We start from the raw sequence: 24121 nt of genomic DNA, 5'->3' as shown, positions 1-24121 counted from the left end.
TCCGGTTCAGCAACCTTTCGAGCTTATAACTCATACGTCTGGCCCTTGGTCGGAATCTCCACATTGGTAAATCCTTCGTCTGCCAGCGTCTGCTGAAAAGCCGACATGCTGGTGAATTCGCCGTGAACCAGAAACACTTTTTTCAGCTTTTCGGGCGACTGGTGTTTGACAAACCGCACCAGATCATCGCGGTCGCCGTGACCACTGAACACGTCGGTCCGTTCGACTTTCGCCAAAACCGGTTCCTCCTTGTCCTTGATCGAAATGGTGGGCTGTCCGTTCAGCAACCGCCAGCCGAGGGTTCCTTCGGCGCAATACCCAATGATCAGGATGGTGCAATACGGATTGCTGATGTTGGCGGCTACGTGTTGTTCCACGCGCCCGCCCTGAACCATACCCGACGACGAAATGATGATGCAGGGCTGGTTGTAGTTCGAAACTTCGCGACTGGCTTTCGAGCTTTCCAGATATTCAAAATTGACAAAATCGAACAACGATTCATTTTCTTCCTGATACGCCTTCGCTTCCTTGTTCAGCAACCGCAGGTTTTTCTGGTATACTTTCGTGCTTTCGAGGGCCAACGGACTGTCGGAGAAGACTTTAATGGGCGGAAAACCCTGTTCAGTATACAGGCGGTTGAGCGTATAGAGCAGCGCCTGCGTCCGGCCCACCGAGAACGACGGAATGATCAGCCGACCCGGAATGTCGATGCAGGTCCGCTTGATCACATCGGCGAGCATCGCTTCCGGAGTTTCGCTATTAATGTGCAGCCGGTTTCCGTAAGTCGACTCGCAAATCAGGTAATCGACCTGCGGAATCGGTTCCGGATCGCCCAGCAGCGGGTAGTTTTTACGACCAATGTCGCCCGAAAAACAAAGGCTTTTTTTCTCACCGTTTTCGTAGACGTTGATAACGATATGGGCCGCTCCGAGCAAATGACCGGCCGGCACAAAGGTCACGTCGATGCTGTCGCCGAGCCGGAATTTCCGGTTATACTGAATCGGAACCACGTTGTCCATGGATTCCCGCACCTGCTTTTCCAGAAACAAATCCTTTTGCAGGCTCGCCATTTTTTTCCGGACCTTCTGTTTTTTGCTTTTTCCCATTTCGTTCAGCCGCCGGTGGTTGAGCGAAGCTGCGTCCTGGAGCAGAAGGTTGGTCAATGAATAGGTAGGATCTGTACACAAAATCTGACCTTCGTAGCCTTCCCGATACAGGTTGGGAAGATTACCACTGTGGTCCATGTGGGCGTGGGTCAGCAAAACAACGTTGATCGAGGACGCTTCAAACGGAAAAAAACCGGCAACCGATTTCGGCGATTCCTCATCCTGACCGTTGCCGTTCAAGGCGGCTTTTTTATCCATGTCAGCCCCGCAATCAATCAATATTCGGTACTGGTCCTCTGTCTCCAACAGAAACATGCTACCGGTTACCTGACGGGTCGCCCCCCAAAATGTTAACTTCATTCGATTCGATTAATGCCTTTGCGACTGATTCTCACGATCCTGCAGTTTCAAAGGAAGCTACAACTAGTTTTTATTTCGGTAGAACAACAGAAAAGGGCTATAAATTCTGGCTATTTTTGCAATATTACTGAAATCCGCTTTCATAAACTATCAGGAATCGGCACACCGGCCGAACGAAAAAAAGGGCTCTCTTTTTCCAGTTCATTGCACCAACTGGCCGTGTGTTCTCTATTTTTATTTCCATGAATCGGTATACACCATTACTAATAGGTTATTTTTTTGTTATCCTTTCGTTTTGTCAGGCCCACCCGGCAACGGATTCGCTGGCACTGAAACGGCTTCAGACGACGGTCATTCAACTGCAAACCAGCCCGTTTGTTCGCAACGGGACAGCCGCCGTTTCGGTGCGTCGGGTTCGCGATGGCGTGGCGTTGCTGGAGGTAAACGCCCAGCTCAGCTTGCCATCGGCTTCAACGCTCAAACTGGTTACAACGGCGACGGCGCTGGCCGTCCTGGGCGATAATTACACCTTCCGTACGGTTCTGGAAACAGACGGTTCTATCCGGGATAGCATTCTGACCGGAAATCTCTACATCCGGGGTTCCGGCGATCCGACGCTGGGCAGCAACCGCTTTGCCGAATTTGCGGATGCCCCTACCCTCCTCCGCACCTGGCGGGAAATGGTGCAGGGGGCAGGCATCAAACAAATCCGGGGGTCGGTCATTGGCGATGCCACGGTCATTCAGTCTCTGCCGGTGCCAAACACCTGGGTGTGGGGTGACATCGGCAACTACTACGGGGCCGGTATTTCCGGGCTAAACTTCAATGAGAACTTGTACCGGGCAGTTTTTAAACCCGCCAAAACCGTGGGTCAGCCCGCCGGACTCCTGCGCACCGAGCCCGCAACGCCTTTTCTCCAGCTTCAGAACAACGTTCGAACCGGCCCCGCAGGCTCGGGCGACGAAGTGATAATCTACAACGCTCCGCCTTCGTCCCAGGTGTTTCTGGAGGGAACGGTGCCGACGGGTGTCAACGAGTTTGGCGTGAAAGGCTCCCTGCCCGATCCGGCCTTTTTCACGGCTTTCGCCCTGCACGACCAGCTAACGCGAGCCGGTATTTTCGTCAACGGCCTGCCCCAATCCATTGGCCCCGGCCGGATCGGAGCACCGGTTTCTGCCGGAACACCGCTGATTACCCCCGCCACCAAACGACAACCTTTGCACCTCCATACATCGGTACCGCTTTCCGAAATTGCGCGGCTGACCAACCACCAGAGCATCAATCTGTATGCCGAATCGCTGCTGATTCTGGCAGGCAACGCACTGGCAAAGGCTCCGGTAAACACCGAACAGGCCGTTCAGCAACTGACCCGGTTCTGGCAGGGCAAGGGCATTGATCTGAGCGGTTTTCGACCCAAAGACGGCAGCGGTTTGTCGCCGGTTGGGGCGCTGACGGCGGCCAACCTTTCCGGCATTCTGGCGGCCATGTCGAAGGAGAAAAGTTTTCTTCCGTTCTACGACAGCATTCCCGTGGTGGGCGAGTCGGGAACGGTCAAAAGCCTGGCGCGCGGCACATCGGCCGTCGGGAACGTGCGGGCCAAAAGCGGAACCATCGAAGGGGTGCGGGCCTATGCCGGATATGCCACCTCCGCCGACGGCGAACTCCTGAGTTTTACGGTTCTGGTAAATAAATATAATCCCGGTTCCCTGAAGGGCGTCATGGGGTATCTGGAGCAGATCATGGCCCAGTTGACCGCTCTGAAAGTCAATGAATAAGCCCGGTTTTCTCAGTTCCGGCCGCTCACTTTCACGACATTGAACCAGTAATCCCCAATCGTTTGCGTAATGTCCATCAAGGTCTTGAAAGAAGACGGCTTGGTAATGAAGCTATTGGCTCCCCAGAGATAGGAATTGTCAATGTCGATACCGGCGTCGGAGGTAGTCAGAATCACAACGGGAATGTGCCGGAGTTCACGGTCTGATTTAATCTCCTGCAAAGCCTCGCGGCCATCTTTCCGCGGCATGTTCAAATCCAGGAGAATCAATTCCGGCAACGAATGATTCGACGACTCATACCGGCCCGTCCGACGCAAAAATTCCATCAGTTCTTCCCCATCCTCAACAACATTCATCTCGGTCACCGGAAACTGCTGACGAAAGGCTTCCCGCGTTAAAAACCGGTCGTCTTCGTCGTCATCAGCCAATAGTATATGTACTGGTTTCGTGGGTTGCTGCATTGTCATGAATAGACTGCGTCTGCTTTTCGGGTAATAGAATGATAAAGGTCGTTCCAACACCGGGCTGGCTTTGTGCCGTAATCAGGCCCTTGTGATTGGTAACGATGCGCTTGCAGATGGCCAGCCCGATGCCGGTTCCCTCGTAGGTGCTTTTTCCGTGCAGGCGCTGGAAAATTTTAAAAATATGGTCGATGTATTTTTCGTTAAAACCGATCCCGTTGTCGGCAACCGTAATTTGGTAATATTTTTTTCCGGGAATCAATTCCGGGTACGTATCGCCATCCACTGCCGCCCCCTTGATCGTAATAACCGGAGCCTTGCCGGGCTGCGTAAACTTTAGTGCGTTTGAAATCAGATTGGAAAAAAGGTGATCCATCTGGCTCTGAACGGCTTCAATCACGGCCAGTTTATCGATGTGAAAGACGGCCTCCGCAGCTTTTATTTTCAGTTCCTGATCCGACAGAACGCCCTGCACCACATCGGCCAGCCGCACCATCCGAAACGGTTCTTTTTTGCTGGAGATCCGGGAAAAATTAAGCAGGTCCTTGATCATTTTCGACATCCGCTCCGCCGATTGCAGAATTTTGTTCAGATACATCACCCCATCCGGCGTCAGCCCTTCTTCGTGCCGGTCGCGCAGCAAATAACCAAACGACTGAATCTTGCGCAACGGCTCCTGCATGTCGTGGGAAGCCACAAAGGCAAACCGTTCCAGCTCTTCGTTCGAGATTTCCAGCAACTGAATTTTATCCTGTAGCTCGTCCTCGTAAGCCCGCAGTTGATCTTCCGTCTTTTGCCGGGTATTCAGCTCATTTTCAAGCAGGTTATACGAAACAATCAGGGTTACGAATGTCAGAAGCGACAACGTAAAAATGATAATCAACGTATTGCGAAACGAATTCTCGGCGGCTTCGGAGTAGGTTTCAAACCGGGCCTGCTCAATTTCGTTCATGGTTTTCAGCAACTGGCGAACCCGATCCATGCGGGATTTCCCCAGTAGCATATACGTCCGCGCAATGGAAATCGGCAACTTCTTTTTAACGGCATCGACCTGCTGGTAGGCAGTCGCGATTTTGGTATCGATCCGCTTCGACAGGGAATCGACATTCCGGAGTTGCTGCGGGTTGTCTGCGACGAGGCTGCGAATTTCGTTCAGTTCCGGCGTAAACTTCGGCACGGCCACATCGAAAGCTTCGAGGTAAATCCCGTCCCCGGAAGAAGCCAGATACCCCCTTTCACCAGTTTCGACGTCCGTAATCAACGACAGGATGCGCCCCAGCCGGTTGGTAACCTGCTGGCTGTGCTCGATCCGGTCGCTGGCTTTCCGGTATTGGTTGTAACTGTACAAGGTCAGCCCGAACCCCAATGCAATCAGCAACAAGGCCGTACCGAAACCGAAGGTGATCCGCTTTCTAACTGCTTTGGGCAAAACAGCACGCAAACCTTTCATAGACGGTTTTCAGTTTACGGTTTGTAGTATACGGTTTTGTGGTTTTCAGTTACCGAATCGTTTCCACCACCAGATTGTGGTTGGTGTAAATGCAAATATCAGCCGCGATGTGCAGGCTTTCCCGAACCATTTCTTCGGCCGTTAATTGAGAAGCATGCTTTTTCAGGGCGATGGCCGCCGATTGGGCATACATGCTGCCGGAGCCGATGGCGGCAATCTGGTTGTCCGGTTCCAGCACATCACCGGTTCCGGAAATTACCAGCAGATCGTCTTTGGACGCCACAATCAACATGGCCTCCAGCTTCCGCAGATACCGGTCGGTGCGCCAGTCTTTGGCCAGTTCGATAGCGGCCCGTTTCAGGTTGCCCCCGTAAGCATTGAGTTTTTCTTCAAAGCGTTCGATCAGCGTAAAGGCATCGGCCGTAGAACCGGCAAAACCGGCCAGCACCTTGCCGTTCATCAGGCTGCGTACTTTCCGAACGTTACTTTTGGCAATAGTATTGCCCATCGTCGCCTGACCGTCGGCTCCGAGCGCAATCTCGCCATTGTGCAGAATGCCAATGACGGTTGTAGCGTGTATTTTTTGCATTCGATTTTTTCAGTTTATGGTTTATGGTTTACAGTTTATGGTGTCTAGTCGGGAAAATATACCGTCAACCATAAACCGTAAACTGTAAACCATAAACCCATTTTATACCAGCATCCCGAACGGATTTTCCAGCAGACCTTTAAACGTCTGGAGGAACGACGCGCCCGTTGCGCCATCGACAGAACGGTGATCGCACGAAAGGGTCACTTTCATGACGTTGGTGGGTTTGGCCACCTCGCCTTCAAATTTGACGGTTTGTTTGATCGAGCCAATCGCCAGAATACAGGAATCGGGCGGGTTGATGATCGCCGTAAATTCGTCGATGCCGAACATTCCCAGGTTGGAAATCGAGAATGTGCTGCCTTCCCAGTCTTTCGGCTGGAGTTTTTTATCTTTCGCCTTGCCAGCCAGGTCTTTCACCTCAGCGGCAATGGTCGACAGCGTTTTCTGATCCGCGTTGCGAATCACCGGAACCAGCAGACCTTCATCAACGGCCACCGCAACGCCAATGTTGACGTACGAATACCGCCGGATTTTGTCGCCCAGCCACGATGAATTCACCGCCGGGTGTTTCTTCAGCGCCAAAGCAGCGGCTTTCAGCACGAAATCGTTGAACGACACTTTCACCGCGCTCACCTCGTTCACTTTGCCGCGCAGCTCCATCGCCTTGTCCATGTTGATTTCCATGGTCAGGTAGAAATGTGGCGCAGTAAACAGGCTTTCCGACAACCGGCGGGCAATGGTTTTGCGCATCTGGCTCAGCGGAATATCTTCGTAACCACCTTCCTGAGCCGCCGGTGCGGTTTGCGCAACGGGAGCGGGAGCAGCCGGTTTGGCGGCAGGGGCCGGAGCCGCTGGGGTCGCGGCTGGTTGAGCGGCAGGCTGGAAGGTTTCAACATCGCGTTTGACAATGCGCCCGTCGGGACCAGAGCCCTGCACCTGCGCCAGATCAACGCCTTTTTCTTTGGCAATCGTCTTGGCCAACGGAGATGCCAACACCCGGCTATCGTGTCCGTTGCCGGTTGGAACTTCGGCTGCCTCAGCCGCCGGTTGGACCTCGGCTTTAGGAGCTTCCGGTTCCGGAGCAGCCGCAGCGGGTTGTCCACCGCCTTGCAGCAGGGCCTGGAAATCGGCACCTTTTTCGCCAACGACGGCAATCACGTCATCGACGGCTACTGCCGTTCCTTCTTTGGCGCCGATGTACAAGAGGGTACCTTCTTCGTAGGCTTCCAGATCCATCGTTGCCTTGTCGGTTTCGACTTCGGCCAGCACATCGCCCGATTTCACGGTATCACCTTCTTTTTTATGCCAGGCCACAATCGTTCCTTCGGTCATCGTATCGCTCATCTTCGGCATCCGGATGATCGACGCGTTGATGTTGGCGGCCGGAGCCGCAGGGGCCGGGGCTTTGGGGGCTGGTTGTTCCGTTCCGTTGGAAGCGGGCGCTGGTGTGGGTTTTTCGGCGGGAGCTTCAGCCTTCGGTTCCGCAGAACCGTTGGAAGAACCATTACCCTCCAGCAAGGCCTTGAAATCTTCACCGGACTTTCCGACTACGGCCAGAATGCCGTCGATCGGTACAGACTGGCCTTTTTCAACGCCAATGTATAACAACGTCCCTTCGTCGTAAGCCTCCAGATCCATCGTCGCCTTATCGGTTTCGACCTCGGCCAGCACGTCGCCCGACTTGACGGTGTCGCCTACTTTCTTATGCCATTCAGCGATGACACCTTCGGTCATGGTGTCGCTCATCTTGGGCATTCGGATTAATTCTGCCATATGCGGTTTTGTGCAAGTATATCAGTAGTTCTGCTTCGAGTGTTCAAAATTAGAAGAAAGCGGGGAAAGTTGGTTAATCTAAGGCGAAGTTTCCACTTATCCGCTTTGATTTGCAAATTGCCGCCAAATAATGGTTCACTTCGCCTTTTCCGGTTATCTCACCTATGAATCGTAGAAATTTCATTGAAACTGCTGTAGTTGGCGGTCTTACGGCTGCCGCTTCGACTTCTTTTTCTGCTTCAACGCCAGTGCCGACAGCATCAGGCTGGTCTGCCCCTTCTAAAAGTAGTAACGAATTTTCGGCCGATGTAGTTGTCGCGGGTGGTGGATTAGGGGGTTGCGCGGCCGCTTTGGCGGCTCTTCGGAACAATTTACGGGTTATTTTGACGGAAGAAACCGACTGGATTGGCGGTCAGATTTCGCAGCAGGGCGTACCACCCGACGAACACCAGTGGATCGAAACCCACGGTGCCACGCAGCTTTACCGGACCTTCCGCACCGCCGTTCGCGATTATTACATCCGGAATTATCCGCTAACCGACGAAGCCAAAAACCGCAAACACCTCAATCCGGGCGATGGTGCGGTTTCGCGGCTTTGTCACGAACCCCGGGTGGCCGTGGCGGTTTTGCAGGACATGCTGGCACCCTACCAGAGTTCGCAGCAACTGATTGTTTTGCTGGAACACAAAATCACGGGGGCCGACACGTCCGGCGACCGGGTTCGGGCCTTGAAAGCCCTTAGTTACCGCAGCGGAAAAGAAGTAGTGCTGACGGCTCCCTATTTCGTCGACGCCACAGAATTGGGTGATTTGCTGCCATTGACCGGCACCGAATTTGTTACCGGTACGGAGTCGAAAAAGGAAACCGGCGAGTTACACGCGCCCGAAAAAGCCGACCCGAACAACCAACAATCGTTTACGGTTTGTTTTGCGATGGATTATGTGCCTGAACTCAATAAAAAGAAATCGGAACATGTGATCGAAAAACCGAAAGACTACACTTTCTGGCGAAATCTGGTTCCGAAACTAACGCCCGCCTGGTCGGGCAAACTCCTGGATCTCTCCTATTCGAACCCCTCGACACTCGAACCCAAAAAACTGGGTTTCCACCCCGAAGGCATTCCGACGGGTTCGGCGCTCAATTTGTGGAATTACCGCCGTCTGATCAACAAAAACAATTTTAAGCCGGGTACTTTTCTCAGTGATATTACGGTTGTCAACTGGCCGCAGAACGATTATTTTCTGGGCAATCTGGTGGGCGTCGGTGAGAAGGAATTCAAAAAGCACGTTGATGGTGGCAAGCAGCTCAGCCTTTCACTTTTGTACTGGCTCCAGACCGAAGCCCCCCGGCCCGACGGTGGTCAGGGCTGGCCCGGTTTGCGGCTTCGTCCCGACATCATGGGTACGGAAGACGGCATGGCGAAATACCCGTATGTCCGGGAATCGCGCCGGATCAAGGCGGTTTTCACCGTGTTGGAAGAACACGTCGGCGCGGCCCACCGGGCGTTGATAACGGGGCAAAAAACCGGCAACACGGCGGCTGATTTTTACGACAGCGTGGGCACCGGCTATTACCACATCGACCTGCATCCCAGCAGCCGGGGCAACAATTACATCGATTTTGGTTCACTGCCGTTTCAAATTCCATTGGGTGCCCTTCTTCCCCAACGGATGGAAAATCTGCTACCGGCCAATAAAAACATCGGCACGACGCACATCACCAACGGTTGTTACCGGCTCCATCCGGTGGAGTGGAGCATTGGCGAAGCTGTCGGTCAACTGGTTGCTTTCTCACTCGGTAAAAACGTGATTCCCCGGGCGATTCGGGAACAAAAACCGCTGCTGGAGGAGTTTCAGAACGTAGTGAGAAGTCAGGGAATAGAAACCCAGTGGCCGAAACAGGGTTGATTTAGCAATGCCAAGGACAACCATTCGTTATTCAGTGTTCGTTATTCAATATTCGCTATTCATTGTTCGCTATTCGCTATTCGATCAAGAATTGAATATTGAATAACGAATATTGAATAACGAATAATGAAATTTAAGTGATGAGCCATTAAACCGGCACCTTATCCCGATCCAGTTCCCGCACCTGCTTCAGATAGGCCGGGGGAAGCAAAATCCGTTGGGTGAGCGACCGTAGCTGCAATCGTTCCAGAACCTTATAAAGCCACATCATCGAAGCCAGTACAGGCCGATCCGGCAAGGAGAGTCGTTCCTGAACCGGTTTGGGTACCAGCAACGATTGTGCCTGCAACAGCAGGCCGTACCGCCAGTTGCCCAACTCTTCCCGATACCGTTCAAAAAGTTTGTCGGTAAACGGGCTATGCGCCAAATCCCGATCCAGATGAAGCTGGCGGTCGAGTTGCCAGTCGGCATAGTTTTGCGGAATTTCCGGAACGCCCATGCCCTCACCCACACGGAGAAAAGTATCAAAAAGTTCCTCGCGTTCCGGGTTGGTCAGCGGGCGGTGCAGGAGTTGAAACGCCCGTTCAGAATAGTCGATCAACATATACAGGACGTCGCGATAGGCCCAGTCGGGAATGGAATAGCCCCGGCTTTTTTCAACGCCCCCGTGAATGGCCCGCATCCGGTTGATGGCCGCTACGGCTTTTTCATGCGGCATGAACACAATTTCCTGGGCGTATTTAACCGTTGAGAATAACCGGCCAATCGGATCGGCGGGCAGTTTTCCAGTATAAAACAGCCAGTCGACCGCTCGGTTAAGGGCAAATTCAGCGGCTCCACCCGCAAAAATGAGCAGGATTACATCCGCATCTCCCCAGATTTTTCGAACGATTGAATCTTCACGAACAAAGTAGCGCATCAGTACAGTCAGCAGTCAGATGGTTTCTACCCTGATAACGTATTTTTTCCAAAAAAATGCCTCACCCTGTCAGCGGTCGAAGACCCTGACAGGGTAATAAACCCCGACAGCGGTGATAAATCCCGACAGCGGTGAAAACCCTGACAGGCGGTGATAAACCCCGACAGCGGTGAAAACCCTGACAGCGGTGGTAAACCCTGACAGCGGTGACAAACCCCGACAGCGGTGACAACGCTTATAATTTCAAAACCGTAAATTCGACGCGCCGGTTTAGTTTTTTATTGGCTTCGTTGTCATTCGGAGCCGCCGGTCGGTTGTCTCCATAGCCCTGGTATTGCAGACGGTTTTCGGGAATTCCCCGCTGAATGAGGTAGTTGGTGATGACCCGCGCCCGGTTTTCAGACAGGGACTGGTTCAGTCGCCGGTCGCCCACATTGTCGGTATGGCCCGCAATTTCGATGACCAGTTTGGGGTAACTTTTCAGCGTATTCAGCAGCATGTCGAGCTGTGGATATGATTCTTTCCGCAGGATGTAACTGCTCTGGTCGAAATACACGTTGTCGAGCCGGATCTTGTCATTGACTTTTAAATCCCGAAAAACACTGTCGGGCTGCGCGGTTTTGGTCACGCCCACTTTCTCCATTAACGCGAGGTGTTCATAATTCGCGCAGGTATCACAAGGCACAAACAATACTTCTTCCATCGCATAATAGCCTTTGGCCAGCGTATTGATGACAACAGTATCACTCCGGCCCAGCGTAAAAGCAAACGCCCGACCCGGTTGGCTTCGTCCACTGAATTTTCTCTTCGAAAGAACCGCCTGCACCTGATAGGTCGCCGGAACTTCGACTTTCGTTTGTTCGTCCAATGCTTTGATCACAAAATCCGTCGTATGACTCTTCAACAGTTTGGCCCCGGATTGTGCCAGGCAGGCAGAAACCGGAAACATGATTAGCCAAACAAGTATTATAAAGCAACGCATTGTGATTTTGCGAATTGGTTTATGGTTTTCAGTTTACGGTGGCTGACGCGAGAGGGATATGCTTGCGTCAGCCACTGAAAACCGTAAACCGGTTAGTTTATTTTCAAAACTGCCATGAAGGCTTCCTGTGGAATTTCGACGTTGCCGACCTGGCGCATCCGCTTCTTCCCTTTTTTCTGTTTTTCCAACAGCTTCCGTTTCCGGCTGATGTCGCCCCCGTAACACTTCGCCAAAACGTCTTTGCGCAGGGCTTTTACGGTTTCGCGGGCGATGATTTTCTGGCCGATGGCCGCCTGAATCGCAATTTCAAACTGCTGACGGGGCAGCAATTCCCGCAGTTTTTCGCAGAGTTTCTTGCCCCATTCATACGCTTTATCGCGGTGAACGATGGCCGAAAGCGCATCGACACCTTCACCATTCAGCATGATGTCGAGCTTCACCATCGTCGACTCCCGGTTGCCCAGGAACTCGTAATCAAGGGAAGCGTAGCCGCGTGAAATGGTTTTCAGCTTATCGAAAAAGTCGAAAACCACCTCCGCCAGCGGCATTTCAAATTGAAGTTCGACGCGGTCGGCGGTCAGATACACCTGGTTTTTGAACAGACTGCGTTTGTCCATACACAAACCAATAATCGCGCCAACGTATTCCGCTTTGGTGATGATTTGCGCTTTGATGAAAGGTTCCTCAATCCAGTCGATGCTACTCGGATCGGGCATTTCGGCCGGTGCGCTCACCTGCAGGGTTTCACCTTTTGTCGTAATCACTTCAAACCGCACGGACGGCACGGTGGTGATGACGGTCATGTCGAATTCGCGCTCCAGACGTTCCTGCACAATTTCCATGTGCAGCATTCCCAGAAAACCGCAACGGAATCCGAAGCCCAAAGCCGCCGAGGTTTCCGGTTCCCAAACCAGCGACGCATCGTTGAGCTGAAGTTTTTCCATCGCTTCCCGAAGTTCTTCATATTCGCTGGTATCGACCGGATAGATACCGGCAAAAACCATCGGTTTGACTTCTTCAAAACCCTGGATGGCTGCTGAAGCCGGATTAGCCAGATGCGTGATGGTATCCCCAACTTTCACCTCTTTGGCCACTTTAATCCCCGAAATCAGGTAGCCTACGTCGCCACACTCGATGACCTCTTTAGGTACCTGGCTCAGTTTAAGCGTTCCGATTTCGTCGGCAAAATATTCTTTCCCGGTCGCCATAAATTTAACCTTATCACCCTTGCGGATGCGGCCGTTTTTGACCCGGAAAATCACTTCGATACCCCGGTAGGAATTAAACTGGGAGTCAAAAATCAGTGCCTGGAGTTCACCTTCGGGATTTCCGGTCGGCGGTGGTACCCGCTCGACGATGGCATTCAGAATGGCTTCAATCCCGATGCCCTCCTTGCCACTGGCCGGAATGATGTCTTCGCGTTCACAGCCGATCAGATCCACCATTTCGTCTTTCACCTCTTCCGGCATAGCGCCGGGCAGGTCAATTTTGTTCAGTACCGGAATGATAACCAAATCGTTATTCATTGCCAGATACAGGTTCGAAATGGTTTGGGCTTCGGTTCCCTGCGCAGCATCCACCAGCAGCAAAGCACCTTCACAGGCGGCAATGGACCGGGAAACCTCGTAAGAAAAGTCGACGTGACCCGGTGTATCGATCAGGTTCAGCGTGTACTTTTCACCCTGGTACAGATACTCCATCTGGATGGCGTGGCTCTTGATGGTAATCCCACGCTCCCGCTCCAGATCCATATCGTCCAGAAACTGGGCTTGCATGTCGCGCTCCCCAATGGTTTTTGTAAACTCGAGTAATCGGTCGGCCAGGGTGCTTTTGCCGTGGTCGATGTGGGCAATAATGCAAAAATTACGGATATGCTTCACGCTGTGAAAACGGTTGTCTGTCTCGGTGTAAATGCAAAAATACTTAAAAAACCGCAGATTCTCGTCACCCGGTCAGCGGTCGCAGACCCTGACAGGGTAAAGTTCCCGGCATCGGTTAAAGACCCTGACGGCGGTTAGAAGATCATAGCTAATGAACCGCTGTCAGGGTCTATCGACCGCTGACAGGGTTAGGGCGATGCCAATTGCATCAATATTCCGCAAAGATAGCCCATGTAGGTTCCAACAGCATAGCCTAAAATCGCCATCAACACCCCCACCGGCGCCAGAACCGGATGGAAAGCGGCCGCAATGATGGGGGCCGTAGCCGGGCCACCGATACAGGCCTGGCTACCGACCGCCAGAAAGAAATAGGGCGCGCGGATCAACCGGCTGAAACCGATCATCAAAAGCACATGAAAAAGCATCCAGACCACGCCAACCAGAATTAAACCGGGGTGATCGGCAATGGCCAGAATGTTCATTTTCAGGCCGATGGTGGCAATCATCAGATACAGAAAAACCGTGGCTACTTTCGACGCCCCCGCCCCTTCCAGATTCCGGGCTTTGGTAAAAGAAAGCCCAATGCCGATGGCTGTGGCCAGACCAACAATCCAGAAAAACGGCGCATTCAGGCTAAATTGGCTGAGTAGCGGGGAATTCCGGTCGATATACGGCGCAATCTGATCGGCCAGCGCGTGGGCAACTGCCGTGGCACCAAAACCGACCGCCAAAATCACGACCAAATCGGTGGCGGATGGAATTCGGCGAATGGCATTGACCTGATTCTGAATCCGTTGCTTCACTTCTTCCACCGCACTGGCGTCGGCACCCAGCCAGCGATCGATGGCAGCGGAATGGCCTGCGCCGTACAGCAACGCGCCTAACCAGAGATTGGACACAAACACATCGACGGTAACAATGGCGGAAAACAAATTGCTGCTTGGCTGAAAGACCTCTTTCAGGGCGGTTTGATTCGCACCGCCACCAATCCAGGTACCGGCCAGCGTGGCCAGTCCGCGCCAGACGGCATCCGGACCCTGTCCGCCGACCAGTTCCGGCGCAACCCGGGCGATGGCCCAAACCGCCAGCGGACCGCCGAGCATGATGCTGATGGCCGAAGCGGCAAACATCAGAACGGATTTACGACCCAGCCGACGAAAAGCCTTGAAATCGACACTGAGCGTGAACAGAACCAAAGAAGCCGGTAACAGGACGCGCGACACCACGGGGTATAATTCGGTGTTGTCGGCATCGACCAGGCCAAACGTATTTAATAAGGACGGGATAAAGTAACAAAGAAGGGTTGCCGGAACGTAGTGGTAGAATTTCTGCCAGAACGGACGCGCACTGTCGGCGGTGGTCAGAACCGCTGCTAAAATCAGAAAAAGGGCGCCGAGGGTAATGGGGTCTGACATCTGAGCTATAACAAACAACGCCGGCCTCAACCTGAGCCGGCGTGTTAAGATTACACTTCATCAACAAACTAAAAACCAATCGGAATGCAGCTACAGAAACCAAATTGAGCTGCCGAAGCCTTAATTATGTTGTGGCTGATAAATCAGGCCATATGCTGTAGGAGGGGGACTCGAACCACCCACGGTGCGGTTAGCTACAGTACAACTTCTGGTGGTCAACCCCAGTCGCTTTTGCAAGCGGCATTATGCTGCGTTTATCCCGAACTCACCACCCCCGAGACAGGAGGGCACGTCTGCCAATTTCGACATCCTACAAGATAAAAGAACTCAATTCGCCCAGCGTCTTGACCTGCTCGCCGTTTGAACAATGCAAAGTTACTACAATTCTGTACAAGTTTACAAATTCTCCAGAAAAAATTTAGAAAAATTTCTGTTTTCTCAAAATATCACTTATTTTGTTGAGGATATTAAAAATTTTACGGTTCAAATGGAAAAAAATTTAGAGATTGACAATGTCGATCTCAAGATCCTCACGTTATTGATGGAAGACGCCAACATGGCCTACACGGAAATCGGTAAACGGATTTTTGTTTCGGGCGGTACCGTTCACGTCCGAATGAAAAAAATGGAGCAGATGGGCATCGTTCGCGGCTCCCAACTGGTCATCGATCACACCAAATTAGGCTGGGACATCAGCGGTTTCCTGGGCATCTATCTGGACAAAAGCTCCCTTTACGAAGACGTTGCCACCGAATTAATGAAGATTCCCGAAGTTGTCAATATCCATTATACGACCGGTATTTACAGCATTTTTGCCAAGATTGTCTGCCGTGACACCCAGCACCTGCGCGAAGTTTTACACGATAAAATTCAGAAAGTGAGCGGTATTCAACGAACCGAGACGTTTATTTCGCTGGAAGAACGGATTTCGAGGCCCATTCCGTTTGGCGTTAATGTGCCTGCCGACAAAGATTAACGGTTTATTCCGGACAATCGTCCAGTTGAATCACCTTCCCCCGATCAAGAAGCCAGCATTTTCCGTAGACATCGGAATAGGTAATTCGAAACTGAAACGTTGAATCACCGGTAACCTGGCCCAAAAACTCAGCTAAGTAACCACTGTTGACCGCTTTATAGAGTTCAATTTGGTCACCGGCTTTAACAACATCGCCCGGAACAACCGCATTCCAGAAACGACCTGCTTTCCTGACCGAGTCCTGGAGCGTCTCTGTGTTCACGATGTGGTTTAGCAACCTCGTATGGGAAGATTCGCTTTTTCCGCGGTAACTGAATTCAACTTTTTTGATCAATGCCGGGCCGACGCCGTTGTTTTTCAGAAGAAGTTCGAAATTATTGTCAAGGTGATTGCTGGTAACCTGAACGTAGGGCCACACCGAAGCCTGCTGCTGCTCCCGGGCAATACGGGTCTGGAAAATAGAAACAATCAAAGCCGCAACACTCAAAAAAGTGGCCGACAACCCAAGCAGCAGTTCAATGTTGATCGATTTTTTAGGACTAGCCGGTTCGTCTGATTGCATGGGGAATAAATAGGCTTAGTTTAATCGGTTTTACCAAATAAAGGGAAACTTTCCGATATTTGCCTCATCAGAATGGAACAGTCCCCCAGTCCGTTGTGTTATCCTATAGACTTTTGCGTGTATTAGCCCGCAACCCATCATGAGCAAAGACGTTGAAATTTTAGAGAGTATTACCAATTCCGAATACAAGTACGGTTTCGAAACGCTGATTGAAGCGGATGAGGCACCGATTGGCCTGAGCGAAGACATCGTTCGGTTTATCTCTGCCAAGAAGAATGAACCGGAATGGATGCTGGAATGGCGGTTGAAAGCGTATCGGTATTGGGTGACGCTGTCAGAACCTCACTGGCCTAATCTCAACTACCCCGCTATCGATTACCAGGGACTTAAATATTACTCGGCTCCGAAGCAGAAAAAAACCATCAATAGTCTGGACGAGATCGACCCCGAGTTGCGCGCGACCTTCGAGCGGCTGGGTATTTCGTTGCAGGAACAGGAACGGCTGTCGGGCGTTGCGGTCGATGCCGTGATCGACTCGGTTTCCATTGCCACAACCTTTAAAGTCAAACTGAAAGAACTCGGCATCATTTTCTGTTCGATGACCGAAGCCGTTCAGGAACACCCCGAACTAGTCAGGAAATATTTAGGTTCGGTGGTTCCGCCGAGGGACAACTACTTTGCGGCCCTCAACTCAGCGGTTTTCTCCGACGGCTCGTTCTGCTACATTCCCAAAGGGGTTCGTTGCCCGATGGAACTTTCGACCTACTTCCGGATCAATGCGGCCGGAACCGGGCAATTTGAACGAACGCTGATCGTGGCCGACGAAGGCTCTTATGTGAGTTATCTGGAAGGTTGTACGGCCCCGATGCGCGACGAAAATCAGTTGCACGCGGCTGTTGTTGAACTGGTTGCGGCTAAGGAAGCCCAGATCAAATACTCGACGGTTCAGAACTGGTATCCGGGCGACAAGGAAGGAAAAGGTGGTATTTACAACTTCGTGACCAAACGCGGTATTTGTGAAGGCGCTCATTCGAAAATCTCCTGGACGCAGGTCGAAACCGGTTCGGCCATTACCTGGAAATACCCGTCGGTGATCCTGAAAGGTGATTATTCGATTGGTGAGTTTTATTCGGTGGCGGTGACCAACAACTACCAGCAGGCCGATACCGGAACCAAGATGATTCACGTCGGCAAGAATACCAAAAGCCGGATTGTCTCGAAAGGGATTTCGGCCGGTAAAAGCCAGAATTCCTATCGGGGTCTCGTGCAGGTGTTCAAGCGCGCCGAAAACGCCCGGAACCACTCCCAGTGCGACTCCCTCCTGCTGGGCGACCGCTGCGGAGCGCATACATTCCCGTATATCGAAGTGAACAACCAGACGGCGACTGTCGAGCACGAAGCGACAACATCCAAAATTGGTGAAGATCAACTGTTTTATTGCAACCAACGCGGTATTCCGACGGAGCAAGCCGTGGCGCTGATCATCAATGGCTATGCCAAAGAAGTTTTGAACCAGTTGCCGATGGAATTTGCGGTGGAGGCTCAAAAGTTACTGGAAATCAGTCTGGAAGGAAGTGTGGGATAATCTTCACTTCAACGGTTATATTTTATGAAAGGCAGGCTCCGGCTTGCCTTTTTTTTTAAGTTTTCGGATGGGAACGCGGATGAAACCAAAGCATCCATCCGTGCATCTCTATTGATAAACCTATCGCCATGAAATTCGCCGGATCTTTCTGAATTTTGAGATACTTGTGCAACACATCCGAGATATAAAGAATGGCTGCCGTACTTTTGCGTACGATATGTAACCGGAATCTTTCCCAAACTAACCGTTATGTCCCTTTCCCTCAAAACCCCACTGGATCGATTCCGTTTCATTGGTATTCTGGAAGGTATTTCCTATCTCGTTCTACTGGGAATTGCCATGCCGTTAAAATACTGGGCGGGTTGGCCGCTGGCCGTTAAGTACGTTGGCTGGGCGCACGGCGTTCTGTTTATCGCGTATCTTGTTGCTTTACTTGCGGTTACTATTGACCGTCGCTGGTCGTTCATTCGCGTGGTCGTTGCCTTTATTGCTTCCTTAGTACCCTTCGGCACGTTCTGGCTGGAAGGGCGTTTGAAAAAGGAAGAGGAACAATCTGTCTCATAGTCAGAGCGAAACGCTTTTGACAAAAAAATAGTCGGCACTTTAAATAACTTCCGGAGTTACCAACAAAACCTTTTGCGTATATTTCCCCAGACCAACTCCATTTCACCATCCAATTGTGTCGCCCGGAAGAAGATGAGTATTACAAAGAGTGCCTTAGTACCCCTTGCCATTTCGCTATTGACTACCGCCACCCTGGTTTCCTGCTCTCAGACCAAAGAAACTTCACAAACTACTGACAGTAAAAGCGATAGTGCGGTTGTAGCGACTGCCATACCTGCTTCATCAACCACCAGCACGCTCGACCCGGCAACGATTCCTGCCGACAAAATCGCCGATGCCGCCACCATCCTGAGCCGCAAACAGGTGCCGATTCTGTGTTACCACCAGATTCGGGAATGGCGCGCCAAGGATTCCAAAAGTGCAAAGGATTACATCTGCCCCACCCCAGTTTTTGAAGCCCAGATCAAAATGCTGGCCGATAGCGGCTACCACGCCATTCTGCCGGATCAGTTGTATGCATACCTGACCACCGGCGCCCCGCTGCCCAGTAAACCGGTCATGATCACCTTCGACGACGGGGACCTGGATCAGTATGAAACCGCCGTTCCCATTCTGGAGAAGCACAACTACAAAGCCGCCTTTTTCATTATGACGGTGGCCATCGGACGGCGCGGCTACCAGCCTTACATGGACAAACAGCAGATCAAGGACTTGGCCGACCGGGGACACACCATCGGCTGTCATACCTGGGATCACCACAACGTCAAGAAATACCAGGGCCAGGATTGGGTGACGCAGATTGAAGAACCAACCAAAAAGCTGGAAGCCATCACCGGAAAACCGGTCAAACATTTTGCCTATCCGTTCGGTCTCTGGAACAACGAAGCGACCGTTGAACTGAAGAAACGGGGTTATCTGGGTGCCTATCAGCTCGCCGAAAAGAAACGCGACGACGAAAATCCATTGCTGTCCGTCCGCCGGATCATCGCCAGCGGTTACTGGAGTCCCCGGACGTTGCACAACAGCATGGTGAATAGTTTCAAATAGCGTTTCGCCCCCAACCCCCTAAAGGGGGCTTTTAACACCAGAGGTGGCAAAGCCCCCTTTAGGGGGTTGGGGGCGAAACGTTCAATTGTAACACGTATTTCGAATACGGTATTTCTCCTTTGTAAAACACCTCTCCTTCCGGCACCATGCCAAACCGCCGGTAAAAATCAGCCGCCGAAAGCCGGGCATCACACCAGAGCGTGTGGGCACCCCGATTCCGGGCTTCTTCAATGACCCGATTCAACAGGTGCGTGCCAACGCCCTGCCGCTGGCAATCGGGGCGGGTGGCAAATTTTCGGAAACGGGCGACGCCACTTTCTTCAAATAGTGAAATAACCGCCACCAGATCTGCGTCACGAAAAGCCCCAAAATGAAGCCCTTCGGCGTCTTCTTCCAGCATCACGTAGTCAAACGGTTTATCGGGCCACAGCACCGCGTGACGCAGGGCATGCGTCTGTTCCGGTTTAATTTGTCGAATCGTCATCGCAATACATCAGGTAAATTGCTAAGTTAGGGGTTCATTATTTTCCAGACCCCGTATAACGCATGGCAAAGAAAAAATTTATCCTGAGCGAAGCCGACATTCCCGAAAAATGGTACAACATCGTGGCCGACATGCCCAACAAGCCGCTGCCACCCCTGCATCCCGGAACAAAAGAGCCCATTGGCCCTGACATGCTGGCTCCGCTGTTTCCGATGGAATTGATTAAACAGGAAGTTACGACTGACAAATGGGTCGATATTCCGGATGAAGTCCGAGAAATTTATAAAATCTGGCGTCCTACGCCGATGTTCCGCGCCTACGGTCTGGAGAAATTGCTGGACACCCCCGCCAAAATTTACTACAAGTACGAAGGGGGCAGCCCCGCTGGTTCGCACAAACCCAATACGGCGGTTCCGCAGGCATTTTACAACAAACAAGCTGGCGTTAAGCGCATTACGACTGAAACCGGTGCGGGTCAATGGGGCAGCGCATTGAGTTTTGCCTGTCAACTGTTTGGTATTGAGTGTGAGGTCTACATGGTTCGGGCGAGTTACGATGGCAAACCATACCGCAAGATCATGATGAACACCTGGGGCGCATCGGTGTATCCCTCCCCCTCGAACCGCACCGAAGCCGGCAAGAAAATTCTGGCGGGCGACCCTAATTCGCCGGGTAGCCTGGGCATTGCCATTTCGGAAGCCGTCGAACTGGCATTTCAGGACGAAAACACCAAATACGCCCTCGGCTCGGTGCTCAACCACGTGCTGATGCACCAAACGGTCATCGGTCTCGAAGCCATCAAGCAACTGGAGCAGGCCGGTGATTTCCCGGATATTATTGTGGCTCCGTTTGGCGGTGGTTCCAACTTTGCCGGAATTACGTTCCCGTTCCTGCGCTACAACCTGGAAGAAGGCAAAAAAATCCGTTGCATTGCCGCCGAACCGGCTTCCTGCCCCAAGCTGACGCGTGGGGTGTTCCGCTACGACCTGGGCGACACCGTGGGCATGACGCCCCTTCTGCCGATGTATACGCTCGGCCACAATTTCATTCCGGCCCCGATTCACGCGGGCGGTTTGCGCTACCACGGCGCGGGGGCCATCGTGAGCCAGTTGTTGAAAGACGGCTTGATCGAAGCGCAGGCACTCAAGCAGTTGGAGTGTTTCGAAGCGGGGATCAAATTTGCCAAAACTGAGGGCATTATTCCGGCACCGGAAGCTACGCACGCCATTGCCACGGCCATTCGGGAAGCGCAACGGGCCAAAGAAGAAGGAACTGCCAAAACGATTTTGTTCAATCTTTGCGGCCACGGCCACTTCGACATGAGTTCTTACGAGCAGTATCTGTCGGGCAAACTGGTGGAACACGAAGTGACTCAGGAAGAAATTCTGGAGTCGCTGGCGGAGTTGGATACACCGTTGATTGCCTGACAGCTAAACACTTCAATATTCGTTATTCAATATTCATTGTTCGATGTTATAAAGGTTAAATCAATAAATATCGAACAGTGAATATTGAATAACGAATATCGAACAGTAAGTGAAGGAAACCACATCTTGATTTATGCTAACCATAAACTTCGACCCTTCCCCCATTCTGACCACTGACCGACTACGAATCCGGCAGTTGGTCGAAAGCGACGCAAATGATTTATTTGCCCTTCGTTCCAATCAAACCCTGATGCGGTTTATTCCCAGACCTTTGGCTCAAAATATCAACGATGCGGTTTTGTTGATCCGGGGATTTGACGAACTGATTCGGACCGGCGAAAGCATTACGTGGGGAATCGCGCTGAAAAACGAACCCAAAGTGATCGGAACCATTGGGTTTATCCGCTTTCTGAAAGAAAACTACCGGGCCGAAGTCGGCTATTTGCTGCATTCGGACCACCACGGAAGCGGGTTGATGCAGGAAGCCCTGCTGGCGGTGGTCGACTACGGTTTTCGGACGCTACGACTCCATTCCATCGAAGCCATTGTCGATCCGGACAATACCGCATCCGCCAACGTTCTGGAACGAAGCGGTTTTCGGAAAGAGGGGCATTTCAAAGAAAATAAATTCTTCAACGGTCGCTTTCTCGATTCGGTTTATTATGCCCGATTGGCCCCGATTGAATAAATACCGACATAAATTGTACTGGTCAAATGAGCCTCAAAAAATGCCTGAAAAAACAACATACATTCCAAAGAAGTTACTAAAAAACAGTGAATTACATCGTAGTAAATATAGTTTTATAGAATAGACCACGTGTTTTACTGATTATGCCTCAAAGTAGTCGATTTATGCAGAAAGATCCGGACGTTGTGTTGATCGGGGCCGGAATCATGAGTGCCACGCTCGGCATGTTGCTCAAAGCGTTGGACCCAACGCTGACCATCGAAGTTTTCGAACGACTGGATGTTCTGGCCGCCGAAAGTTCGGATGCATGGAACAACGCCGGAACCGGTCATTCTGCTTTTTGTGAATTGAATTACACCCCGGAGCAAGAAGACGGATCGGTCGACATTTCAAAAGCCGTTAAAATTGCCGAATCGTTTGAGGTTTCCAAAGAGTTTTGGGCCTATCTGGTTCAGCAAAACATTACGCCCTCGCCCGAAACGTTCATCAACGAAATTCCCCACATGAGCTTTGTCTGGGGAGAAAAGAACGTCGACTATCTGAAAAAGCGGCACGACGCGCTCGACAATCACCACCTGTTCAAAGGAATGCTCTATTCCGAAGATCCGGCGCAATTGAAAGAGTGGATGCCGCTGGTGATGAATGAGCGGGAACCGGATCAGAAAGTGGCCGCTACCCGCATGGACATTGGTACCGACGTTAATTTTGGGGCTCTGACCCGCGCTTTATTCGACTACCTCCGGAAAATGGACGGTTTTACGATCCGGCTGGCCCACGACGTTCGCGACCTGGAACAGGAGAAAGACGGCACCTGGAAAATCACGGTAAAAAACTGGTCGACACGGAAGAAACGGGAGCTGAGAACCCGGTTTATTTTCATCGGTGCGGGCGGTGGCTCCCTGCCCCTGCTCGAAAAAGCCGACATCCCCGAAGGCAAAGGCTTTGGCGGTTTTCCGGTCAGCGGCCAGTGGCTGGTCTGCAACAATCCGGACATCGTTGAACAGCACGAAGCGAAAGTTTACGGCAAAGCGGCCGTCGGCTCCCCCCCGATGTCGGTTCCGCACCTCGACACGCGGATGATCGACGGCAAAAAAGCCCTGTTGTTTGGCCCCTACGCCGGTTTTTCCACGAAATTCCTAAAAAATGGTTCATTCATGGACCTGCCATTATCCATTAAAGCCAACAACCTGTTGCCTATGATGGCGGCCGGTTTGCACAACATTCCACTGACAAAATACCTCATCGATCAGGTGCGGCAATCGCCGGAAGACCGGCTGGCCGCGCTGAAAGACTACTTCCCGGCGGCTAAAATGGAAGACTGGGATCTGGAAACCGCCGGTCAGCGGGTTCAGGTCATCAAGAAAGACCCCGAAGAGGGCGGTATTCTGGAGTTCGGAACGGAAGTCGTCTGTGCGGCTGATGGTTCCATTGCGGCCCTGTTGGGAGCCTCGCCGGGTGCCTCGACCTCCGTTTCCATCATGCTCGACCTACTAAACCGGTGTTTCCCTACCCAACTTCGTACAGAAGCCTGGCAGACCAAATTGAAGCAGATGATTCCGTCGTACGGACAATCGCTGGCGACGAATGCGGAACTGGCACACCAAACCCGGGCCTGGACGAGCGAAGTGCTGGGGCTTAAGGAAACCGAACCGGTTCTTTAACGTAATCCTTTCATGGAAGCTCCTTCCGATGCGATCGGTTTTGAGGCTATAATCGAGCGATTTACGCATTCCATAGGAGCGCATTACATTGGTGTTCCGGACGAAGTGGTGCAGCAGTTTACGCAAAAGTCGGCGGTACGCGTCATGTGCCTGCTCAATGAAGCCGTTGAGTTTCACTGTGCCCTCCGGCCCAAAGGCGACGGTTCGTTTATGATCAGCATCGGAACGCCCATCCGGCAGCAGCTTAAAGTGCGGTTGGGCGACACGGTGAAGGCGGTTATCTGGAAAGATGACAGTGAATATGGTCGAAAAATGCCGGAAGAACTTCAGGAGTTGCTGGCCATCGACGAAGAAGGAAACCGGTATTTTCAGGCCCTAACGCCCGGCAAGCAACGCAGCATCATGTATTACATCGACGGAGCTAAAAACATCCAGATCCGTGTGGATCGCGCCATCATGATGATTGACCGGTTGAAAACGAACTAACTTTAGTGCTGAATTTTGCAG

21 protein-coding genes are annotated in these 24121 nt (G+C 52.0%); 10 read left to right on the top strand and 11 right to left on the bottom strand.

Annotation, left to right across the window (positions count from 1 at the left end; genetic code table 11):
• Nucleotides 1-23 precede the first annotated feature (23 nt).
• Nucleotides 24-1466, bottom strand: a complete 1443-nt coding sequence (locus tag ACO064_RS27860) for an MBL fold metallo-hydrolase RNA specificity domain-containing protein (protein ID WP_421830468.1) — start codon at nucleotides 1464-1466, stop codon at nucleotides 24-26.
• Nucleotides 1467-1708: 242 nt separating this feature from the next.
• Here ACO064_RS27860 and dacB point away from each other — a divergent pair, with 242 nt between their 5' ends.
• Nucleotides 1709-3241 carry a D-alanyl-D-alanine carboxypeptidase/D-alanyl-D-alanine endopeptidase gene (gene dacB / locus ACO064_RS27855; RefSeq protein WP_421830467.1) on the top strand — a complete coding sequence of 511 codons (1533 nt, stop codon included), beginning with the start codon at nucleotides 1709-1711 and terminating at the stop codon, nucleotides 3239-3241.
• 11 nt (nucleotides 3242-3252) lie between these two features.
• On the opposite strand, the gene ACO064_RS27850 is transcribed toward dacB, so the two are convergent.
• From ACO064_RS27850 to ACO064_RS27835, 4 genes are all read right to left on the bottom strand, one after another.
• Nucleotides 3253-3669: a response regulator gene (locus tag ACO064_RS27850; protein ID WP_421830466.1), complete on the bottom strand. Its 417-nt coding sequence runs from the start codon at nucleotides 3667-3669 to the stop codon at nucleotides 3253-3255.
• Entirely contained in the window at nucleotides 3662-5152 is a 1491-nt protein-coding gene (locus ACO064_RS27845; RefSeq protein WP_421830465.1) for a sensor histidine kinase, read from the bottom strand. The genes ACO064_RS27850 and ACO064_RS27845 overlap by 8 nt, the downstream gene beginning before the upstream one ends.
• A gap of 49 nt (nucleotides 5153-5201) precedes the next feature.
• Nucleotides 5202-5741, bottom strand: coding sequence for an ATP-dependent protease subunit HslV (gene hslV, locus ACO064_RS27840; RefSeq protein ID WP_114404681.1), 540 nt, complete (start codon nucleotides 5739-5741; stop codon nucleotides 5202-5204).
• Nucleotides 5742-5843: 102 nt separating this feature from the next.
• Complete coding sequence (locus tag ACO064_RS27835; protein WP_421830464.1) at nucleotides 5844-7517, bottom strand: pyruvate dehydrogenase complex dihydrolipoamide acetyltransferase; 1674 nt, start codon at nucleotides 7515-7517, stop codon at nucleotides 5844-5846.
• Between the two features lie 164 nt (nucleotides 7518-7681).
• Between ACO064_RS27835 and ACO064_RS27830 the strand changes: the two genes are divergently transcribed.
• The gene (locus ACO064_RS27830; RefSeq protein WP_421830463.1) at nucleotides 7682-9424 is read left to right on the top strand and encodes an FAD-dependent oxidoreductase; all 1743 of its coding nucleotides are present in this window, start codon (nucleotides 7682-7684) and stop codon (nucleotides 9422-9424) included.
• A 148-nt stretch (nucleotides 9425-9572) separates the two neighbouring features.
• On the opposite strand, the gene ACO064_RS27825 is transcribed toward ACO064_RS27830, so the two are convergent.
• From ACO064_RS27825 to ACO064_RS27810, 4 genes are all read right to left on the bottom strand, one after another.
• Nucleotides 9573-10343 carry an oxygenase MpaB family protein gene (locus tag ACO064_RS27825; protein ID WP_421830462.1) on the bottom strand — a complete coding sequence of 257 codons (771 nt, stop codon included), beginning with the start codon at nucleotides 10341-10343 and terminating at the stop codon, nucleotides 9573-9575.
• A gap of 235 nt (nucleotides 10344-10578) precedes the next feature.
• Nucleotides 10579-11292, bottom strand: a complete 714-nt coding sequence (locus tag ACO064_RS27820; RefSeq protein ID WP_421830461.1) for an OmpA family protein — start codon at nucleotides 11290-11292, stop codon at nucleotides 10579-10581.
• A 125-nt stretch (nucleotides 11293-11417) separates the two neighbouring features.
• Complete coding sequence (gene lepA / locus ACO064_RS27815; protein WP_421830460.1) at nucleotides 11418-13205, bottom strand: translation elongation factor 4; 1788 nt, start codon at nucleotides 13203-13205, stop codon at nucleotides 11418-11420.
• 188 nt (nucleotides 13206-13393) lie between these two features.
• The gene (locus ACO064_RS27810) at nucleotides 13394-14620 is read right to left on the bottom strand and encodes a DUF819 domain-containing protein (protein ID WP_421830459.1); all 1227 of its coding nucleotides are present in this window, start codon (nucleotides 14618-14620) and stop codon (nucleotides 13394-13396) included.
• A gap of 487 nt (nucleotides 14621-15107) precedes the next feature.
• On the opposite strand from ACO064_RS27810, the gene ACO064_RS27805 reads away from it, so the two are divergent.
• On the top strand, nucleotides 15108-15596 hold the full coding sequence (locus ACO064_RS27805; protein ID WP_421830458.1) for an Lrp/AsnC ligand binding domain-containing protein: 489 nt from the start codon (nucleotides 15108-15110) through the stop codon (nucleotides 15594-15596).
• Nucleotides 15597-15600: 4 nt separating this feature from the next.
• Here the strand turns inward: ACO064_RS27805 and ACO064_RS27800 are convergent, their stop codons facing one another.
• Nucleotides 15601-16158: a hypothetical protein gene (locus ACO064_RS27800; RefSeq protein WP_421830457.1), complete on the bottom strand. Its 558-nt coding sequence runs from the start codon at nucleotides 16156-16158 to the stop codon at nucleotides 15601-15603.
• A gap of 139 nt (nucleotides 16159-16297) precedes the next feature.
• Here ACO064_RS27800 and sufB point away from each other — a divergent pair, with 139 nt between their 5' ends.
• From sufB to ACO064_RS27785, 3 genes are all read left to right on the top strand, one after another.
• Nucleotides 16298-17743: a Fe-S cluster assembly protein SufB gene (gene sufB, locus ACO064_RS27795; RefSeq protein ID WP_421830456.1), complete on the top strand. Its 1446-nt coding sequence runs from the start codon at nucleotides 16298-16300 to the stop codon at nucleotides 17741-17743.
• A gap of 249 nt (nucleotides 17744-17992) precedes the next feature.
• Nucleotides 17993-18307, top strand: coding sequence for a DUF3817 domain-containing protein (locus tag ACO064_RS27790; RefSeq protein ID WP_421830455.1), 315 nt, complete (start codon nucleotides 17993-17995; stop codon nucleotides 18305-18307).
• 132 nt (nucleotides 18308-18439) lie between these two features.
• Complete coding sequence (locus ACO064_RS27785) at nucleotides 18440-19354, top strand: polysaccharide deacetylase family protein (protein ID WP_421830454.1); 915 nt, start codon at nucleotides 18440-18442, stop codon at nucleotides 19352-19354.
• 58 nt (nucleotides 19355-19412) lie between these two features.
• On the opposite strand, the gene ACO064_RS27780 is transcribed toward ACO064_RS27785, so the two are convergent.
• Nucleotides 19413-19838 (bottom strand): GNAT family N-acetyltransferase, encoded by a 426-nt coding sequence (locus tag ACO064_RS27780; protein WP_421830453.1) that lies wholly within the window; start codon nucleotides 19836-19838, stop codon nucleotides 19413-19415.
• Nucleotides 19839-19900: 62 nt separating this feature from the next.
• Here ACO064_RS27780 and ACO064_RS27775 point away from each other — a divergent pair, with 62 nt between their 5' ends.
• The 4 genes from ACO064_RS27775 (at nucleotide 19901) to ACO064_RS27760 (ending at nucleotide 24100) form a co-directional block, all read left to right on the top strand.
• The gene (locus tag ACO064_RS27775; RefSeq protein ID WP_421830452.1) at nucleotides 19901-21265 is read left to right on the top strand and encodes a TrpB-like pyridoxal phosphate-dependent enzyme; all 1365 of its coding nucleotides are present in this window, start codon (nucleotides 19901-19903) and stop codon (nucleotides 21263-21265) included.
• A 133-nt stretch (nucleotides 21266-21398) separates the two neighbouring features.
• Nucleotides 21399-21953: a GNAT family N-acetyltransferase gene (locus tag ACO064_RS27770; RefSeq protein WP_421830451.1), complete on the top strand. Its 555-nt coding sequence runs from the start codon at nucleotides 21399-21401 to the stop codon at nucleotides 21951-21953.
• A gap of 143 nt (nucleotides 21954-22096) precedes the next feature.
• Complete coding sequence (locus ACO064_RS27765; RefSeq protein ID WP_421830450.1) at nucleotides 22097-23614, top strand: malate:quinone oxidoreductase; 1518 nt, start codon at nucleotides 22097-22099, stop codon at nucleotides 23612-23614.
• Between the two features lie 12 nt (nucleotides 23615-23626).
• The gene (locus ACO064_RS27760) at nucleotides 23627-24100 is read left to right on the top strand and encodes a DUF1905 domain-containing protein (RefSeq protein ID WP_421830449.1); all 474 of its coding nucleotides are present in this window, start codon (nucleotides 23627-23629) and stop codon (nucleotides 24098-24100) included.
• Nucleotides 24101-24121: the final 21 nt, after the last annotated feature.

The sequence above is a fragment of the Larkinella sp. genome, assembly GCF_965227735.1.
Classification (GTDB): domain Bacteria; phylum Bacteroidota; class Bacteroidia; order Cytophagales; family Spirosomataceae; genus Larkinella.
The sequence above is the reverse complement of the archived record's forward strand: the minus strand, read 5'-3'. Positions and strand labels throughout refer to the sequence as shown.

Bases quoted from the DNA above. Each gene is read 5' to 3' on its own strand.
- ACO064_RS27775 (WP_421830452.1), top strand. From the start codon at position 19,901: ATGGCAAAGAAAAAATTTATCCTGAGCGAAGCCGACATTCCCGAAAAA.
- ACO064_RS27810 (WP_421830459.1), bottom strand. From the start codon at position 14,620: ATGTCAGACCCCATTACCCTCGGCGCCCTTTTTCTGATTTTAGCAGCG.
- sufB (WP_421830456.1), top strand. From the start codon at position 16,298: ATGAGCAAAGACGTTGAAATTTTAGAGAGTATTACCAATTCCGAATAC.
- hslV (WP_114404681.1), bottom strand. From the start codon at position 5,741: ATGCAAAAAATACACGCTACAACCGTCATTGGCATTCTGCACAATGGC.
- ACO064_RS27760 (WP_421830449.1), top strand. From the start codon at position 23,627: ATGGAAGCTCCTTCCGATGCGATCGGTTTTGAGGCTATAATCGAGCGA.
- dacB (WP_421830467.1), top strand. From the start codon at position 1,709: ATGAATCGGTATACACCATTACTAATAGGTTATTTTTTTGTTATCCTT.
- ACO064_RS27825 (WP_421830462.1), bottom strand. From the start codon at position 10,343: ATGCGCTACTTTGTTCGTGAAGATTCAATCGTTCGAAAAATCTGGGGA.
- ACO064_RS27845 (WP_421830465.1), bottom strand. From the start codon at position 5,152: ATGAAAGGTTTGCGTGCTGTTTTGCCCAAAGCAGTTAGAAAGCGGATC.
- ACO064_RS27805 (WP_421830458.1), top strand. From the start codon at position 15,108: ATGGAAAAAAATTTAGAGATTGACAATGTCGATCTCAAGATCCTCACG.
- ACO064_RS27830 (WP_421830463.1), top strand. From the start codon at position 7,682: ATGAATCGTAGAAATTTCATTGAAACTGCTGTAGTTGGCGGTCTTACG.
- ACO064_RS27800 (WP_421830457.1), bottom strand. From the start codon at position 16,158: ATGCAATCAGACGAACCGGCTAGTCCTAAAAAATCGATCAACATTGAA.
- ACO064_RS27770 (WP_421830451.1), top strand. From the start codon at position 21,399: ATGCTAACCATAAACTTCGACCCTTCCCCCATTCTGACCACTGACCGA.
- ACO064_RS27765 (WP_421830450.1), top strand. From the start codon at position 22,097: ATGCCTCAAAGTAGTCGATTTATGCAGAAAGATCCGGACGTTGTGTTG.
- ACO064_RS27820 (WP_421830461.1), bottom strand. From the start codon at position 11,292: ATGTTTCCGGTTTCTGCCTGCCTGGCACAATCCGGGGCCAAACTGTTG.
- ACO064_RS27790 (WP_421830455.1), top strand. From the start codon at position 17,993: ATGTCCCTTTCCCTCAAAACCCCACTGGATCGATTCCGTTTCATTGGT.
- ACO064_RS27860 (WP_421830468.1), bottom strand. From the start codon at position 1,466: ATGAAGTTAACATTTTGGGGGGCGACCCGTCAGGTAACCGGTAGCATG.
- ACO064_RS27835 (WP_421830464.1), bottom strand. From the start codon at position 7,517: ATGGCAGAATTAATCCGAATGCCCAAGATGAGCGACACCATGACCGAA.
- ACO064_RS27785 (WP_421830454.1), top strand. From the start codon at position 18,440: ATGAGTATTACAAAGAGTGCCTTAGTACCCCTTGCCATTTCGCTATTG.
- ACO064_RS27780 (WP_421830453.1), bottom strand. From the start codon at position 19,838: ATGACGATTCGACAAATTAAACCGGAACAGACGCATGCCCTGCGTCAC.